Here is a 16,474-nt window from a genome sequence, read left to right as displayed (position 1 = left end):
AAACGGTGGGTCCGGTGGCTGGGAAGGGTTTCCAGGCGGGTGCCAGGAGCTCTAGTGTGATCCGACCCACTAGCCCGTGTGGGGGACCGATTCGGGGAGGGGCGGACGGTGACGGCTACATCCGTGCCCGAGCGGCATCGGCTGCCGATGCGCAAGCTCGTCGCGGCAAGCATCGGCAATGCGATCGAGTGGTACGACTGGACGATCTACAGCGCGTTCAGCGTGTACTTCGCGAGCCGCTTCTTCCCCGGTGAGCTGGCGCTGGTGAACACGCTCGCCACGTTCGCGCTCGCGTTCTTCTTCCGCCCGCTCGGCGGCTGGCTGCTCGGCCGGTTCGCCGACCTGCGCGGCCGGAAGACGGCGATGCTGCTGACGATCGCGCTGATGGCGGGCGGTTCGCTGCTGATCGGGGTGCTGCCGACCTTCGACCTGATCGGCTGGGCGGCGCCCGCGCTGCTCGTGCTGGCCCGGATCGGGCAGGGCCTGTCGCTGGGCGGCGAGGTGTCGAACGCGTCGGCCTACCTGGCCGAGATCGCCCCGGCGAGCAGGCGCGGGCGCTACTCCGCCTTCTTCTACATCTCCACCGGCACCGCGCTGCTCATCGCCTCGCTGCTGGGTTTCCTGCTGACCTCGGTGCTCAGCGAGCAGCAGCTCACCGACTTCGGCTGGCGCATCCCGTTCGTGATCGGCGGCGTGCTGGGGCTGATCGGCGTGTGGCTGCGCCGCTCGCTGGAGGAGACCGAGCAGTTCGAGGACAACCGGGAGAAGGCCCGCGCCCTCGCGAAACCGCTGCGGACGACGTTGCGGCTGCACCCCAAGGCGGTGGGCCAGCTGATCGGGTTCAGCATGCTCTCGACGCTGTGCTACTACACGTTCTTCAGCGCGCTGACCCCGTTCGCGGTGAAGACCCGCGGTGCCGACGCCACGGACGTCTTCTTGGCGCTGTCGGTGGCCACCGCGCTGTTCATCGCCTTGCAGTACCCGATGGGCGTGCTGTCGGACCGCTTCGGGCGCAAACCGCAGCTGCTGGCGTGGTCGGCGGCGACGGCGGTGCTGATCGTGCCGCTGTCGGCCCTGGTCCGCCCGGGGCTCGGCAGCCTGCTGGTCGTCTTCTGCGTCGGCGTCGGCCTCTACACGGCGATGACGTCGATCGCCCCGGCGATCATGTCGGAGCTGTTCCCGACGGAGCTGCGCGGTCTGGGCATCGGGGCTTGGTACAACCTGACGGTCGCCGTGTTCGGCGGCACCGCTCCGCTGGTGATCCAGGGCTTGGCCGCGGTCGACGCGTCCACCGCGTTCTTCTGGTACATCGCCGGGAGCGCCGTGGTCGCGTTCCTGGTCATCCGCACCCTCCCGGAGACCAAGGGCACCGAACTCCGCTGAGCGCGAACGCCGTCAGCGCAGTGCGACCAGGTCGTCGGCGTGGACGACCTCGCGGCGCTGCTCCGCGGGCAGTTCGTGGCTGGAGCGGCCGATGAGGTCGGGCAGCTCACCCGCGTCGTAGGCGACCACACCACGTGCCACCACGATCCCGGACGGATCGAGCAGTTCGACGACGTCGCCGCCGTCGAAGGTGCCTTCGACCGAGGTGATCCCGGCCGCCAGCAGCGAACGCCGCCGCCGGACCACGGCCGCGACCGCCCCGTCGTCCAGCCACAACCGGCCGCGGGCGCCCGCGGCGTGCGCGAGCCAGAACCGGCGGGCCGAGAGCCGGGTGCCGGTGGCCGCGAACGCGGTGCCCACGTCGGCGTCGCCGAGCGCCCGCCCGGCCTGCGCGGCGGAGGTCAGCAGCACCGGGATGCCCGCGGTGCACGCCACCCGGGCGGCCTCGACCTTGGAGGCCATGCCGCCGGTGCCGACCCCCGACCCCGCTCCGCTCGCGTCCACGCCGTCGAGGTCGCCCGCACCGGTGACCTCGCGGATCACCGACGCACCCCCACCGCGCGGATCACCGTCGTAGAGGGCGTCCACATCGGACAGCAGCAGCAGCGCGTCCGCGCCGACGAGGTGCGAGACGAGCGCGGCGAGCCGGTCGTTGTCCCCGAACCTGATCTCCGCGGTGGCGACCGTGTCGTTCTCGTTGACCACCGGCACCACACCCAGCGTGAGCAGGCGGTTCAGCGTGCGCTGCGCGTTGCGGTAGTGCGCCCGCCGCACCACGTCGTCGGCGGTGAGCAGCACCTGCCCGACGGTGCGGCGGTAGCGGGCGAAGGACTCGGCGTAGGCGTGCGCCAACGCCTGCTGCCCCACGCTGGCCGCGGCCTGCTTCGTGGCGAGGTCACGCGGCCTGCGGCGCAGTCCCAGCGGCGCGATCCCGGCCGCGATGGCACCGGAGGACACCACGACGACCTGGCAGCCCGCGTCGACGCGGGCTGCGACGGCGTCCACCAGCGCGGCGAGCCGCGCCTGGTCCAGCGCGCCCTTCGACGTGGTCAGCGAGGACGAACCGACTTTGACGACGAGGCGGTGCGCCGCCGCGATCGACTTGCGGGTCGGCGACAGCTCCACCGCGTCGGTCATTCGTCCTCCTCGTCACCGCCGATGTAGCCGCCCTGCTCGTCGAGGTGCGAACGGCGCGCCTTCTTCGCCGCCTTGCGCTCGGAGGCGCCCACGCGGTCGGTCGAGTCCAAGCGGTTGTCGGTGCCGCGCCCGCTGAGCATCGCGGCGACACCGGCCGGGGTGGACGGCTCCCAATCGAAGGTCACGCTGCCGATGGTGACCTGACTGCCCGGCTCCGCACCGGCGCGGCCCAGCGCTTCCTCCACCCCGAGCTTCGCGAGCCGGTCGGCGAGGAAGCCCACCGCCTCGTCGTTGTCGAACTGGGTCTGGCGCACCCACCGCTCCGGCTTCTCGCCGCGCACGACGAACGCGGCGTCGTCCTCCGGGTCGGTCTCGATGGTGAACCCGGAGTCGCCGATGGCGTGCGGGCGCACCACGACCCGCGCCGGTTCGGGTTCGGGCAGCGACGCCCGGTAGCGCTCGACCTCCTCGGCCAGCGCGAAGGTGAGCTCGCGGAGGCCTTCGTGGCTGGCCGCGGAGACCTCGAACACGCGCAGTCCGCGGGCTTCCAGGTCGGGCCGGATCAGGTCGGCGAGCTCGCGCGCCTCCGGCACGTCGACCTTGTTCAGCACCACCAGCCGCGGGCGTTCGCCGAGGTCGCCGTGCTCGCCCTGCAGCGCGGGCGTGTAGCGGGCCAGTTCCGATTCCAACGCGTCCACGTCGGACAGCGGATCGCGTCCCGGCTCCATCGTCGCGCAGTCCACGACGTGCACCAGCACCGCGCACCGCTCGATGTGGCGCAGGAAGTCCAGGCCCAGCCCGCGGCCTTCGCTCGCTCCGGGGATCAGACCGGGCACGTCGGCCAAGGTGAACACCGTCTCGCCCGCGGTGACCACACCGAGGTTCGGCGCCAGCGTGGTGAACGGGTAGTCCGCGATCTTCGGCTTCGCGGCGGACACGACCGAGATCAGCGACGACTTGCCCGCCGAGGGGAATCCGAGCAGGCCTGCGTCGGCGACGGACTTCAGCTCCAGCACCAGGTCGAGCTGGTCACCCGGCTCCCCGAGCAACGCGAAACCGGGCGCCTTGCGGGCCTTCGAGGCCAGCGCGGCGTTGCCGAGCCCGCCCCGGCCGCCTTCGGCGGCGACGAACGTGGTGCCGGGGCCGATCAGGTCCGCCAGCACCTCGCCGTCCTCGGTGAGCACGACGGTCCCGTCCGGCACCGGCAGGATCAGGTCCTCGCCGATCGCGCCGTTGCGGTGCCCGCCCTTGCCCGGTTTGCCGTTGGCCGCGGCGGCGTGCGGCCGGTGGTGGAAGTCGAGCAGCGTGTGCACGCCCGAATCCACGACGAGCCGCACGTCACCGCCGCGGCCGCCGTTGCCGCCGTCGGGGCCGCCGAGCGGCTTGAACTTCTCCCGGTGGACCGAGGCGCAGCCATTGCCCCCATCGCCCGCGGCGATGTGGATGGTCACGCGGTCAACGAACCGCGACACGAGTCCCTCCAGGTAAAGAAAGTGCTGACATCACAGCGTCCGCGAGCGCGAACGCGAACGAGGGGCGGGACCGGTTTGCGAACCGGACCCGCCCCTCGTCGGGAAGTGCTGTGCCGAGAGCCGGGTCAGACGACCTCGGCCGGCACGATGTTCACGGTCTTGCGACCGCGCTTGCTGCCGAACTCGACCTCACCGGCCGAGAGAGCGAACAGCGTGTCGTCCTTGCCGCGGCCCACGTTCAGGCCGGGGTGGAACTTCGTGCCGCGCTGCCGAAGCAGGATCTCGCCGGCCTTGACGACCTGGCCGCCGTAGCGCTTCACGCCCAGATACTGAGCGTTCGAGTCGCGGCCGTTACGAGAGCTGGATGCGCCCTTCTTATGTGCCATGACTACTCAGGTCCTCACTTGGTGATGCCGGTGACCTCAACGCGGGTCAACTTCTGACGGTGACCCTGGCGCTTCTGGTATCCGGTCTTGTTCTTGAACTTGTGGATGCGGATCTTGGGGCCCTTGGTCTGCTCGACCAGCTTCCCGGTCACCGAGACCTTCGCCAGTGCGTTGGCGTCGGCGGTGACGTCGGTGCCGTCGACGACCAGAACAGCCGGGAAGGTGACCTCGGTGCCGGCGTCGCCTTCGAGCTTCTCGACCTCGACGACGTCCCCGACCGCCACTTTGTACTGCTTGCCGCCGGTCTTGACGATCGCGTACATGAGTCGGAAGTCTCCTGCTACTCGGTTCGCTTGGTTCACCCGTTGACGCCCTCTCCGGCGAGCCGGAGTTCCTACCACCCGGCCAGGCCGGGCTTCGGGGGGTTCCTGTGTCGCGACCCTCGTCCCCACGAGGGGCACACCGGGTTCCACAGGCGTTTTGCCTCTCCGCCCGTCCGGCGGCGAGAAGTGCTCACACAGCATACAGACCGCCCGATGGCACCCGGCCGCTAGGGGTCCGAGCCGCCGGGAGCGGGCAGGACGGCAGCTTATTCCACACCGCCGCGGCACCGGAGAACCGGGTGGGCATCGGCGCCTCGCGGCTCCTCCGGAGGGCCGCGCACCAGCCGGAAAGCGCGGGTGAACACCGTCACCGGCGATGTCCCGACAAACGCCCGAACCCGCGCACGCCGCTTGCTACGGTGAGTCGCCGTTCGACCGTGACATGGGGAAAAGCGCGTGACCGAGATCGCATCCGAGTCCATTTCGGGGCGGGACGAGCACGCATCGTCCGGGGACCTCGACGACCTGCCGCGCGACCGCTCACAGCGGCTCCGCGCAGGACCGCTCGGCCCTCGGCTGCTGCTGCTGTCGGCCCTGGTACCGCCGTTGATGATGCTCCGGGAAGTGCTGCGCTCACCTCAGCTGCACTTCTACGACTACTGGTGGGTCCTGCTGGACATCACCGGCGAGGACGGCTCGCTGCGCCCGGAGGCGCTGTTCGGGTTCCGCAACGAGCACCCGTTCGTGCTGCCGAGCCTGCTGTTCTGGCTCAGCGCCCGGTTCGGGCACGGCCTGAACCATCCGCTGGGGCTGGTGGTGCTGGCCTTCGGCGTGGGCTGCGTGCTGCTGGTGTGGGCGATGCTGCCCGCTTCGCTCGGCCGCTGGCAGCGCGCGGCGCTGGTGGTGGCGACCTCGACGCTGGTGTTCAACCCGCACGGCATCCACAACTTCGTGCGCTCGATGAGCGGCGCCTCGTGGATCCTGGCGATGCTGCTGGTGCTCGGCGCGCTGCTGGCGATGCAGCGGGGGCGGCTGTCGATCGCGGTGGTGCTGGGGCTGCTGGCCTCGATCAGCTACGGCACCTCGTTCGCGGTGTGGCCGGCGTTGTCGCTGGTGGCGTGGTTGCGCGGCGAACGGCGGGCGCGCGTCGCCACTCCGATGATCGTCGGAGTGGTCGTGGTCGCGACCTGGCTGGTGCTGCGCGGCCCGCAGGGCGGCGGGGGCGCCTCCCCGACCGATGACCCGGCGCAGGCGCTGCTGGCCGGGCTGAGCATGCTCGGCATGGTGTGGACGGGCACCGAGCCCTCGCTGGCGCTGGTCGCCGGGGTCGCCGGGCTGGCGCTGCTGGCCGTGCACCTGCCGGGGTGCCTGCGCCCCGAACACCGCTCGGCGAGCGCTCCCTGGTGGGGCCTGGCCGTGTACGCCGTCGGCTGCGCGGTGATGATCTCCGGTTCGCGAGCGGCGTTCGGCGAGTCCGCCGGCCTGCAGAGCCGCTACAACAGCATGACCGCCGCGCTGTGGATCGCGGTGCTCGTGATCACCGTGGCGTGGGCCCGCTGGCCCGCGGTGCGGTCGGTGGCGGTGTTCACGACCGTCCTGAGCACCGTGGCGCTGGGCGCCCCGATGGCGCAGACCGTGCGCGAGGACGCGCCGAACCAGCAGTTGCTCGCGGTCGCCGCGAAGGTCGGCGCCACCGACGCGTTCACCGATCGCTTCCCCTCCCCCGACCGGTTGCTGCCGCGGATGCGAGCGCTGGGGCACTACCCGTTCTCCGACGAGTTCACCCTGGGCTGCGGCGACGGCACCGAGATCGGCGCGCGGGTGGACACCTCCGGCTGGCGGGTGCCGAGCGTCGGCAGCTACCGCGAACCCCGCCCGGCCGGGTGGGACGTGATCCTCAACGTGGAGACCGACCAGATCCAGGGCGGCGCGCGGATGCTCAAGGGCTGGGCGATCTCCGGCATCGAACGGGCCGAGTGCGTCGCGGTGCTGGACCAGAACGGCGAGGTCGTCGGCGGTGGTGTCGTGGACATCCCGCGGTCCGACGCCGAGAGCCAGACCGTCGGCATCGAGATCGGCCTCGGCTACCGCGCGGTGGCCCCGGCGGCGACCACCGGTCCGCTGCGCGTCGCGTTCCGCTTCCCGGACGGCTGGTGGGCCCGTCCCCTCACCGAGAACCCGAAGGTGGCGTCATGAGCGACCGCACTGCGGACGTCGAGGTGTCGTTGCTGGCCCCGGCGAAGAACGAGGGCGAGAGCCTGCCGAAGCTGTTCGCCGAGATCACCGCGGCGATGGACGCCCAGCCGCGCTGCTGGGAACTGCTGGTCGTCGACGACGGCAGCACCGACGACAGCTGGCGCGTCATCACCGAGCACGCCGCGGTGGATCCGCGGGTGCGGGGGCTGCGGCTGCGGCGCAACTTCGGCAAGGCCGCCGCGCTGGCCGCCGGGGTGGCCGAGGTGCGCGGGCGGCTGCTGGTCACCCTCGACGCGGACCTGCAGGACGACCCGGCGGAGGTGCCGCGGCTGCTCGCCGAGCTCGACGCGGGAGCCGACCTGGTCAGCGGGCACAAGGCGCAGCGCAAGGATCCGCTGGGCAAGCGGTTGCCGTCGAAGTTCTTCAACTGGATGACCGGCGTGATCACCGGCCTGCGGTTGTCCGACCACAACTGCGGGCTCAAGGCGGCCCGGACCGAGGTGTACCGGCGGGTGCCGCTGTACGGCGAGCTGCACCGCTACATCCCGGCGCTGGCCCACCAGCTGGGGTACCGGGTGCGGGAGCTGCCGGTGCACCACCGGGCGCGCGAGCACGGCACGTCGAAGTACGGGCTGGAGCGCTACGTGCGCGGCGCGCTGGACCTGCTGACGGTGGTGGCGCTGACCCGCTACGGGCGGCGGCCCGCGCACCTGTTCGGCGGGCTGGGCGTGGTCGCGGGCTCGCTCGGCACGCTGATCCTGCTGTACCTGACCGGGGTGTGGGTGTTCACCGAGAACTCGATCGGCACCCGGCCGCTGCTGACCCTGGGCATCCTGCTGGAGATCTTCTCGGTTCAGATGATCTCCACCGGGCTGCTCGCCGAGCTCGTGCTGCACCGCACCGGGCGCGATGAGGACGTCACCGACCTCGTCGCGGACAGCACGACGGCCGTGCGCTCCGCGGCCTGATCGGCTCGACGCCGTCCGCCGATTCCCCGCCGCGCACCGGAAAACGAGCGGACAGCCCTCCGCGATCGACCTAGTATCCGGACCATGCTGACCGATCAGGAGCTCGAACTGGTGCGGCGGGCGACGGCGGTGCTCGACGGCGCCACGCTGAACGAGAACCACCAGGTCTCGGCCGCCGCCTACGACGCGACGGGCGCGGTGTTCACGGGGATGAACGTCTCGCACTTCACCGGAGGCCCGTGCGCGGAACCGGTGGTGATCGGGCAGGCCGCGGCTTCCGGCGCGGCACCGCTGACGACGATCGTCGCGGTGCTGGCACGCGGCATGCGGGTCATCCCGCCCTGCGGCCGGTGCAGGCAGCAGCTGTTCGACTACTACCCGGACGCGCGGGCGATCATCCGCGGCAAGAACGGGCTGGAATCGGTGCCGATCACCGATCTCCTCCCCTTCCCGTACGACTACCAGGACTACCGGCCGGATGCCCCGCCGACCGCGCTGCACCTGTGGCACGGCTACCTGGACGCGGTCCGCGACGGCACCAAGCGCAGCACGGTCCGGGTGCACGACCCCGTCTCCCCCGGGCCGATCCGGCTGGTCTTCGAGCACGACGACGGCTCGGCGACCACGGTGGCGGCCGAGGTCACCGCGGTCGAGCGCAGGACCGCCGCCGAGCTCACCGATCAGGACGCCGTGCTCGACGGCTTCGCCGACCTGGCCGAGCTGCGCGCGGCGCTCGACGCGCACTACCCGGGCCTGGCCGAGTCCACGGAACTCGACCTCGTGCGGTTCGAAACGACCGGGTGAGCAACCGCTCCTGGCGACCAGGTCGAGGTCCGGTGCGGGAAACGCCTGGGGCAGCATGAGGGCGTGTCCACCTACGTCGAGCAACCGGTTCCGGTGGGCCTGCGCGACGCGGTCAGCTGCGGCTGGGTGCAGGAAGTGTCCGCCCAGGGCCACGTGCAGCGCGTCCTGCCCGACGGCTGCCTCGACCTGATCTGGCGCGACGGCGTGCTGGAGATGGCCGGACCCGACACCGGGCCACGGCTCGTGCCGCTGGCTCCGGGCGGTGTCGCCGGGCTCCGGATGCGTCCCGGCACGGCGCGGCTGCTGCTCGGCGACGTGCCCGCCGCTGAACTCCGCGACCGGCAGGTCGAGCTCGGCGAGCTGTGGGGCCCGCGAGCTCGGCCGGTGCTGGACCGGCTCGCGACGAGCGCGCGGCCGGCCGAAGCCTCCGCCCTGCTGGTGGACCTCGCCCGCGCGCTGCTGCCCGAGTACCGGCACGACGCGGCCGTCGCGGAGGCGGTGCGGCTGCTCGGCGCTCCCCGACCACCGAGCGCGGCGGCGCTGTCCGAACACCTCGGCCTTTCCGTCCGGCAACTCCGGCGGCGGTTCACCGCGGCCGTCGGCTACGGGCCGAGCACCCTGGTGAACGTGCTCCGGTTCCAGCGCGCCCGTTCCCTCGACGCCGCCCACCTCGCGGAGCTCGCCGCCACCGCCGGGTACGCCGACCAAGCCCACCTGAGCAGGCAGGTGCGGCGGTTGTCCGGGCTCACCGCAGCCGAACTGCTCAGCGGCCGTACGCGCGCAGGGTGCGCAGCGCGTCGATCGTGACCCGCGGGCGGGCTTCCAGCTCGGTGCCGGGCGCCCACCGGCGCCAGCGGATCTGCCAGCCGCCGTCCTCCAGCTGCGCCGCCGCCAGCGCGTCGAGGCTCGCCGCGATCTCCTCGTCGGAGAACCACGAGCGCGCCACAGGCTCGGGTGCGGCGCGTAGTCGTGCGCGAAGTGCCACTCGCCGGGCGCGTAACCCGGCATCAGGCGGGACCGATCGGGGTTCTCCGGGTCGAGCGCCACGATGCGCTGCTCCCGCACCAGCTCGCCGAGCCGGGCCGCCGCCGCGACGGCGCGGTCGCGGTCCGGCACGTGGTCGAGGAACGCGACCGCGGCGTGCGCCTCGTACGGGTGCGTCTCGGTGAGCGCGTCGATCCGCCGCCAGCAGAACTCGGTCGCGCCCGGCAGCCAGGGGTGGTCGAAGGAGTGCCGGTGCAGTTCGCCCGCGAGCAGCGCGGTGGAGAGCAGCTCGCTCGACGGCTCGTCGTCGATCGGCATGAACGGCGGGTGCGGGTGGTCGCGCAGCGACGGGTCGACGACGGGCACGCCACCGTCCGCGCCGGTGATGGAGACCAGCTGGTCGACGATGCCCGCGGCGTGCTCCGGGGTGCAGCGGCCGATCTCGCCGAGCACGCTCAGCGCGGCGTGCGCGCCGAGCGGCTGGCTCACCGGCCCCCGCATGTCCGGGTCCAGGGCGTAGCCGAAGCCGCCGTCGGAGCAGCGGTAGGGCTCCAGCGCCGCCGCCACCCGCTCCGCGGTGCCCGCGCCGAACAGGTACTCGAAGCGGCGCTGCTCCAGCACTCGGGCCGTCAGCCAGATGAACCGCTCCGCCGCCGCGAGCCGATGTGTGTCCGTTGCGCCATCAGTCATACCCGGACGCTAAACCGGTCGTGGCCACCTGTCTTGAACGAATCGGCCGCCGGGACGCGGAGGCGGGCGGTTCCGGTCACCCGGCCGAAACGACCGCGGGCGGGCCGGGGAATTACCCGGCCCGCCCGCGGTGTGGGTGGTGCTCAGCTCTCGGAGTTCGCTCCTGCGGTGGCGTCCTCGACGTTGCCGGGGGCGGCCTCGTCCGGCGGCGGACCCGCGGGACGCGACGCGGCACGACGGCGCGGACGCCGGGTGACCGAGGCGGTCGCCGAAGCGGGCACCTCCGGAACCCCGTTCGTCGCGGGCTCGCTCGGCTTCTCCGCCACCGTCATCACCACCGGTTCCACCGGGGTGCCCGCGCTACCGGCCGGGCGGCTGACCTTGCGCCGCCGGGAGCGGCCGTTGGTCTCGCCGGTCGTGGCGCCGGAGTCCGGCTCCGCGGACGCCGCGGGCTGCACGGGTGCCGACTGCGGAGCGGGCGTGGTCTCGGGCTTCGCGGGAGCGGCCGGTTGCGGCTCCGCAGCGCGGTCCGCGGGCTCCGCAGCGGGAACGGACGGCTGAGCCTCCCGCTCCGGCTTGCCGGAGCCGCGCTTGTCGGCGTCCTGCTTGCCGGATTCCTGCGGCTTGCCAGCGTCCTGCTTACCGGAGTCCTGCTTCGCGGAGTCCTGCTTGCCCGACTCCTGCTTACCGGAGTCCTGCTTGCCAGCGTCCTGCTTCGCGGAGTCCTGCTTACCGGGCTCCTGCTTGCCAGCGTCCTGCTTCGCGGACTCTTGCTTGCCGGAGTCCGACTTCTCCGAGTCCTGCTTGCCCGACTGCGAGTCCTTCGCCGCCTGGTCCTGCACGACGCCGTTGCGCTCGGCGTGCTGCGAGCCGTCCGACTCGGCCGTCTCCTGCTTGCCGCGGTTGCGGTTCCGGCGCGAACCGCCACCACCACCGCCGCCGTTGCCGGAACCGGAGTTGCCGCCGCCCTGGCCGTGCTGGTGCACGACCGGGTCCGTCGAGACCAGCAGGCCCCGGCCGCGGCAGTGCTCGCAGGTGCTGCTGTAGGCCTCCAGCAAACCGGTGCCGACCCGCTTGCGCGTCATCTGCACCAGCCCGAGCGAGGTCACCTCGGCCACCTGGTGCCGGGTGCGGTCCCGCCCGAGGCACTCGGTGAGGCGACGCAGCACCAGGTCCCGGTTCGACTCCAGCACCATGTCGATGAAGTCGATCACGATGATGCCGCCGATGTCGCGCAGCCGCAGCTGGCGCACGATCTCCTCGGCCGCTTCCAGGTTGTTCCGGGTGACCGTCTCCTCGAGGTTGCCGCCCGACCCGGTGAACTTGCCGGTGTTGACGTCGATGACGGTCATCGCCTCGGTGCGGTCGATCACCAGGTAACCGCCGGAGGGCAGCCACACCTTGCGGTCCAGCGCCTTGGCGATCTGCTCGCTGATCCGCTGCTCGGTGAACACGTCGTTCTTGCCGACGTGCCTGGTGAGCCTGCTCATCAGGTCCGGCGCCACGTGCTGCACGTAGGCCTCGATGGTGTCCCAGGCGTCGCCGCCCTGGACGACCAGCGACGAGAAGTCCTCGGTGAACAGGTCCCGCACGACCTTGATCAGCAGATCCGGCTCTTCGTAGAGCAGCTGCGGGGCCTGGGCCTTCGGCGTGTCCGCCTTCTCCTTGATGATCTCCCACTGCGCCTGCAGGCGGCGCACGTCGCGGTCCAATGCCTCTTCGGAGGTGCCCTCGGACGCGGTGCGGATGATCACGCCCGCGTTGTCCGGGACGATCCGCTTGAGGATCTCCTTGAGCCGCTTGCGCTCGTTGTCCGGCAGCTTCCGGCTGATGCCGGTGGCGCCGCCGCCCGGCACGTACACCAGGAACCGGCCCGGCAGGCTGATCTGCGTGGTCAGCCGCGCGCCCTTGTGCCCGACGGGGTCCTTGGTGACCTGCACGAGCACGCTGTCACCGGTGGACAGCGCCTGCTCGATGCGGCGCGCCTTGCCCGCGAGCCCAGCGGCGTCCCAGTCGACCTCACCGGCGTAGAGCACGGCGTTGCGGCCGCGGCCGATGTCGACGAACGCGGCCTCCATGCTGGGCAGCACGTTCTGCACGCGGCCGAGGTACACGTTGCCGACGAGCGAACCGGAACCGGAGGCGGTCACGAAGTTCTCGACGAGGACGTTGTCCTCGAGCACTGCGATCTGCGTCTGGTCGCCGTTCTCGCGCACCACCATGCGGCGGTCCACCGACTCGCGGCGGGCCAAGAACTCCGACTCGGACAGCACCGGCGCGCGGCGGCGACCGGCTTCGCGGCCGTCCCGGCGGCGCTGGCGCTTGGCCTCCAGCCGGGTGGAGCCCTTGATCGCGCGGACCTCGTCGTCGCTGCTCTCCTGGCGACCGTTGTCCTGGCGCTCTTCGCGGACGTGCACGACGGTGTTCGGCGGGTCGTCGTCCCGGTTCTGGCCGTCGTCGTCCCCGGAGCCCTTGCGGCGACGGCGACGGCGGCGACGGCGGTTGCCGTCGTCGCCGGAATCCCCGTCGGAGTCGCCGGCGGGCGCGTCGGCGGGCTTCGCGTCCTGGTTGCCGTCGGTGGTCTCGGCGGAGTCGTCGCCGGAGCCCTTGCGACCGGCTTCCTTGCGCGCCTCCTTGCGGGACTGCTTGCCGGGCTTGTCCTGCTTGCCCTGCTTGTCGGCGCTGTCGCGACCGCCTTCGTCGTCCTGCTCGTCGCCGGAGTCGGACTGGTCGCCGTCGCCGCCCTTGCCGCGGCCCCGGCCACGACGGCCGCGGCGGCGGCGGCGCCTGCCGCCCTGGTCGTCGTCGTCACCGTCGGTGTCGGCGTCGGAGGACTCGTCGGCGTCGGCGGCTTCCGAGCCGGTGTCGTGCTGCTGCTCGGCCGGCGCCTCGGCGGGCTGCTCGACGGCGGGCTTCGCCGCGGCGGGCGCCGGGCGGGCGGCGACGGGCTCCGGGGCGAGGAACATCGCCTGCGGAGCCGCGAACACCGGGTTCAGCCCGGCGATCTCGGCGCTCTCCCGGCGTTCGGGCTCGGCGGCGGGTTCGGCCGCGGCGGGCTCGGGCCGCTCGGCCTGCGGCGCCGCCGCGTCCGAGTCAGCCGGTTCGCCGTCGGCGATCTGCTCCGGGCGCAGGCCCTGCACCACCTGCAGCGCGACCTCGCGCGTGATGTTGGATTGGGCGCTGCGCACCGGTTCGCCGAGCGCGTCCAGGGTGGTGATGACCTCCCTGCTGCTCGCCCCCAGCAACTTCGCCAGCGCGTGCACCCGCAGCTTGGCGGGCAACTCGAAAGTGCCCGAGCCGCTTTCCTGCGTGGATGTGGACGATGGCCCGCTGGTGTTCCCAGCGGGCGTTTCCCTGTTCGACATTCAACTCCTCCGCCCCCGGGCGCGTCCGTGGACGCGGCCGCACAGGAGCATGTGCGTTCTGCGGTCTCCGTCGCCCGTGGGCGACGGCAATTCTGTTGGTCCCCTCCGTCCCGGCTCTGGGTGAACCGGGAAGTCCCACGGCGGGTCCGACGGTGTCCGCGCCTTCGCCCGTCACCCGGCCGGGAGTGTCCCCCGGTGAGCTCCGGCCGTCGCCCTGTCCAGGGTCAACGGGTCGGCGAGCCCTCCCTCGTCGTCGAGCCGACCTTGTTCCCACCGGGTCGCTCGCGCGGCCGTCGACGGGTCCAGATCGGCGACGACGCGCAAGGCGTTCAGCACATCGTCGGGTCGAACGACGGGTGTTGTCTGCCGCACGACCGTTACGAGTATCCCATACGGTGCACGGCCCTCGGGCCAATCGTCCACTTGGGCGACGCAAGCAGGAAATCGGTCACGCAGCGCATCCGGGTCTGCACTGTCCAGGACTTCCGCCGACACGATGGCCGCACGGGCGTCCAGCGTGCGGCGCCCGTCCTTGGTCATCCGTTCCACTTCCACCGAGTCCGCGGCGAGCAGGTTCGCCACCGCGGCGCGCAGCGGCTCCACGGCGACACCGGGCAGTTCGATCCCCCAGCGGCTCGCTTCGAGCCGTTCCGCCAGCGCTCCCGGCCCCGCTTGCACGACCTCGACCAGTTCCATGCCGGGCGGCAGCACGCGGTTGAGCTCCTCGCGCAGCACTTCCGGGTCCACCTGCCGCACCAGTTGCAGCTCGACGTACTCGGCTTCGCTGCCCACGCCGGTCGGTACCGCACCGGCCCAGGAGACCTTCGGGTGCGGGCTGAAGCCCTGCGAGTACGCCATCGGCACACCGGCGCGGCGCAGCGCCCGCTCGAAGACCCGAGCAAGGTCGCGATGCGAGCTGAACCGCAGACGTCCCCGCTTGGTGTAGCGCAGGCGCAGCTTCTGCACCGGCGCAGCCGACGGGTTGGGGTGGTCGCGACGACTCACCAGGCTCCTCCCGGAGGTGGCCGCACGAGTCGGCCGATCGTTGATCCGCACCGGCCGGGATCCGCCCCCGATCCGGCGGGACCAGCCGTGCCACGACGGTACCGCCTGGTTCCGCTCCGACCGTCGAGCACCGCGCGGTATGTTCTTCCGGCCCTTGTTCCTCCCGGTGCGCGGTGGCTACCGTCGCGAGCATCGGGCGTTCGCCCGGCCACGTGGGAGGTTGGACGTGCCCTTCGTCCGGCGGGCCGGCGCCGCGGCCACGAGCCTCTTGATCGCTGGCTTGCTGGCGGGTTCCGGCTCTTCAGCCGTCGCGGACCCCGCCGGGTCCTGCGCTGAGGACGGTCTCGACACGCGCTACGTCGTGCTGTTCGAACCCGGGCTCCCGCGTGCTTCGGCCGCTGGTGAGACGGCGGCGCAGTGCGGCTCGATGGCGGCGTACTACGGGCAGATCGGGGTCGGCGTCGTCGACTCGGCGGATCCCGGTTTCGGGCTCCGGATGGGTCCGGACCGCGCCTACAGCGCCGAGCGGCAGGTGCGCGCCGACCGGATCGCGGCCGGTGAGAGCCAGAACGCCGAGTCCGAGGAGCGGCCCGCTCAGGACGATCAGTGGAACCTGCGCCAGATCCGGGCGCAGGAGGCGCACGCGATCACCCGCGGCAGTGCGGACGTGGTCGTCGGCGTGCTGGATTCCGGGGTCGACGCGGCGCACCCGGAGCTGGCGGCGGCGCTGGACCCGGAGCGGTCGGCGAACTGCCTCACCCCGGAGGACCCGGAGCTGACCGCCCTGCCGGAGGGCGATGCGCACGGCACGCACGTCGCGGGCATCATCGCCGCCGCCGACGACGGCCACGGCGTCACCGGGGTGGCTCCGGCGTCGCGGATCGCGTCGGTCCGCGTGGTCAACGGTGGCGGCTACGTGCACCCGGAGTCGGCGGTGTGCGGGTTCATGTGGGCCGCCGAGCACGACATCGACGTGGTCAACAGCAGCTTCCTGGTGGAGTCCGCGCAGCTGGGCTGCACCCGCGCCGGGTCGCCGGTGCCGCGGGAGGCGGTGCGCCGGGCGGTGGCCCACGCGACGGAACAGGACGTGCTCACCGTTGCGGCGGTGGGCAACGAGCGGACCGACCTCACCGCGGTCCCCGTGCAGCAGCGCGCGGTGTGCGACGCGGTGCCGACGGACCTGGACGGGGTGGTGTCGGTCGCCGCGGTCGGCCCGGACTCGGTGAAGGCCGGTTACAGCTCGTACGGCTTAGGCGCGGTGGACGTCGCCGCACCGGGCGGCGAGCAGCACATCGGCGGCTGCGTGCGTTCCACGGTCCCGGGCGGGTACCGCTCGACCTGCGGCACTTCGATGGCGGCCCCGCACGTGGCCGGGGTGGCGGCGTTGCTGGCGGCACGACATCCGGAGGCGGGCGCGGCGGACCTGAGCCGCATGCTCCGAGCAGCGGCACGCCCCCTGACCTGCCCGCGCGACTACGACCTCAACACCGACGGCGCCCAAGACGCCCTCTGCCGCGGCTACGCCACCTACAACGGCTTCTACGGCCACGGCCGAATAGACGCCCTAACCGCAGTGACCAACTGACCCCGCCCTAAAACGGCGAAGCCGTGCCTCGGACGAGCGAAGCGAAGTCTGCCTCGCGGCCGAAGGCCGTGCCTGTATGTGCGAAGCACATAGCCGCTCACCGGCGGGTTCTCAGCGGCTTCCTCGCGAGGACAGCTTTTTTCCTCGTGGCGGAGCCACTTGGAAAAAAGATCCCG

General features: G+C 72.2%; 14 protein-coding genes. 7 read left to right on the top strand and 7 right to left on the bottom strand.

Annotated elements, in window-relative coordinates:
* The first annotated feature begins 147 nt into the window (after positions 1 to 147).
* On the top strand, positions 148 to 1,383 hold the full coding sequence (locus tag BJ969_RS04865; RefSeq protein ID WP_184484808.1) for an MFS transporter: 1,236 nt from the start codon (positions 148 to 150) through the stop codon (positions 1,381 to 1,383).
* A 12-nt stretch (positions 1,384 to 1,395) separates the two neighbouring features.
* On the opposite strand, the gene proB is transcribed toward BJ969_RS04865, so the two are convergent.
* From proB to rplU, 4 genes are all read right to left on the bottom strand, one after another.
* Positions 1,396 to 2,520 (bottom strand): glutamate 5-kinase, encoded by a 1,125-nt coding sequence (gene proB, locus BJ969_RS04860; protein WP_184477670.1) that lies wholly within the window; start codon positions 2,518 to 2,520, stop codon positions 1,396 to 1,398.
* Entirely contained in the window at positions 2,517 to 4,004 is a 1,488-nt protein-coding gene (obgE, locus tag BJ969_RS04855; RefSeq protein ID WP_184484806.1) for a GTPase ObgE, read from the bottom strand. Before obgE ends, proB begins: the two co-directional genes overlap by 4 nt.
* A gap of 113 nt (positions 4,005 to 4,117) precedes the next feature.
* A complete protein-coding gene (rpmA, locus tag BJ969_RS04850) occupies positions 4,118 to 4,378 on the bottom strand; it encodes a 50S ribosomal protein L27 (protein WP_184477669.1) in 261 nt (86 codons plus the stop codon).
* A gap of 14 nt (positions 4,379 to 4,392) precedes the next feature.
* On the bottom strand, positions 4,393 to 4,701 hold the full coding sequence (gene rplU, locus BJ969_RS04845) for a 50S ribosomal protein L21 (protein WP_184477668.1): 309 nt from the start codon (positions 4,699 to 4,701) through the stop codon (positions 4,393 to 4,395).
* A 456-nt stretch (positions 4,702 to 5,157) separates the two neighbouring features.
* Here rplU and BJ969_RS04840 point away from each other — a divergent pair, with 456 nt between their 5' ends.
* From BJ969_RS04840 to BJ969_RS04825, 4 genes are all read left to right on the top strand, one after another.
* A complete protein-coding gene (locus BJ969_RS04840; protein WP_343071230.1) occupies positions 5,158 to 6,897 on the top strand; it encodes a DUF2339 domain-containing protein in 1,740 nt (579 codons plus the stop codon).
* Positions 6,894 to 7,865: a glycosyltransferase family 2 protein gene (locus BJ969_RS04835; protein ID WP_184477667.1), complete on the top strand. Its 972-nt coding sequence runs from the start codon at positions 6,894 to 6,896 to the stop codon at positions 7,863 to 7,865. The genes BJ969_RS04840 and BJ969_RS04835 overlap by 4 nt, the downstream gene beginning before the upstream one ends.
* A gap of 84 nt (positions 7,866 to 7,949) precedes the next feature.
* Positions 7,950 to 8,669, top strand: coding sequence for an ASCH domain-containing protein (locus tag BJ969_RS04830; RefSeq protein WP_184477666.1), 720 nt, complete (start codon positions 7,950 to 7,952; stop codon positions 8,667 to 8,669).
* Between the two features lie 63 nt (positions 8,670 to 8,732).
* Positions 8,733 to 9,476 (top strand): DUF6597 domain-containing transcriptional factor, encoded by a 744-nt coding sequence (locus tag BJ969_RS04825; protein ID WP_184477665.1) that lies wholly within the window; start codon positions 8,733 to 8,735, stop codon positions 9,474 to 9,476.
* Here the strand turns inward: BJ969_RS04825 and BJ969_RS30015 are convergent.
* A complete protein-coding gene (locus BJ969_RS30015) occupies positions 9,433 to 9,615 on the bottom strand; it encodes a hypothetical protein (RefSeq protein ID WP_246456681.1) in 183 nt (60 codons plus the stop codon). The genes BJ969_RS04825 and BJ969_RS30015 overlap by 44 nt on opposite strands.
* Positions 9,616 to 9,834: 219 nt before the next feature.
* Here BJ969_RS30015 and BJ969_RS30010 point away from each other — a divergent pair, with 219 nt between their 5' ends.
* Positions 9,835 to 10,173 carry a hypothetical protein gene (locus BJ969_RS30010; RefSeq protein WP_246456680.1) on the top strand — a complete coding sequence of 113 codons (339 nt, stop codon included), beginning with the start codon at positions 9,835 to 9,837 and terminating at the stop codon, positions 10,171 to 10,173.
* A 313-nt stretch (positions 10,174 to 10,486) separates the two neighbouring features.
* Here BJ969_RS30010 and BJ969_RS04815 read toward each other — a convergent pair whose 3' ends face one another.
* Both BJ969_RS04815 and BJ969_RS04810 read right to left on the bottom strand, forming a co-directional pair.
* The gene (locus BJ969_RS04815; protein WP_184477664.1) at positions 10,487 to 13,708 is read right to left on the bottom strand and encodes a translation initiation factor IF-2 N-terminal domain-containing protein; all 3,222 of its coding nucleotides are present in this window, start codon (positions 13,706 to 13,708) and stop codon (positions 10,487 to 10,489) included.
* 171 nt (positions 13,709 to 13,879) lie between these two features.
* Positions 13,880 to 14,674 carry a TIGR03936 family radical SAM-associated protein gene (locus BJ969_RS04810; RefSeq protein ID WP_184484803.1) on the bottom strand — a complete coding sequence of 265 codons (795 nt, stop codon included), beginning with the start codon at positions 14,672 to 14,674 and terminating at the stop codon, positions 13,880 to 13,882.
* A gap of 307 nt (positions 14,675 to 14,981) precedes the next feature.
* On the opposite strand from BJ969_RS04810, the gene BJ969_RS04805 reads away from it, so the two are divergent.
* A complete protein-coding gene (locus BJ969_RS04805; protein ID WP_246456679.1) occupies positions 14,982 to 16,298 on the top strand; it encodes a S8 family peptidase in 1,317 nt (438 codons plus the stop codon).
* Positions 16,299 to 16,474: the final 176 nt, after the last annotated feature.

Source organism: Saccharopolyspora gloriosae (assembly GCF_014203325.1).
GTDB lineage: Bacteria > Actinomycetota > Actinomycetes > Mycobacteriales > Pseudonocardiaceae > Saccharopolyspora_C > Saccharopolyspora_C gloriosae.
Note: the sequence above shows the minus strand (reverse complement) of the source record. Positions and strands in the feature narration are given on the sequence as shown.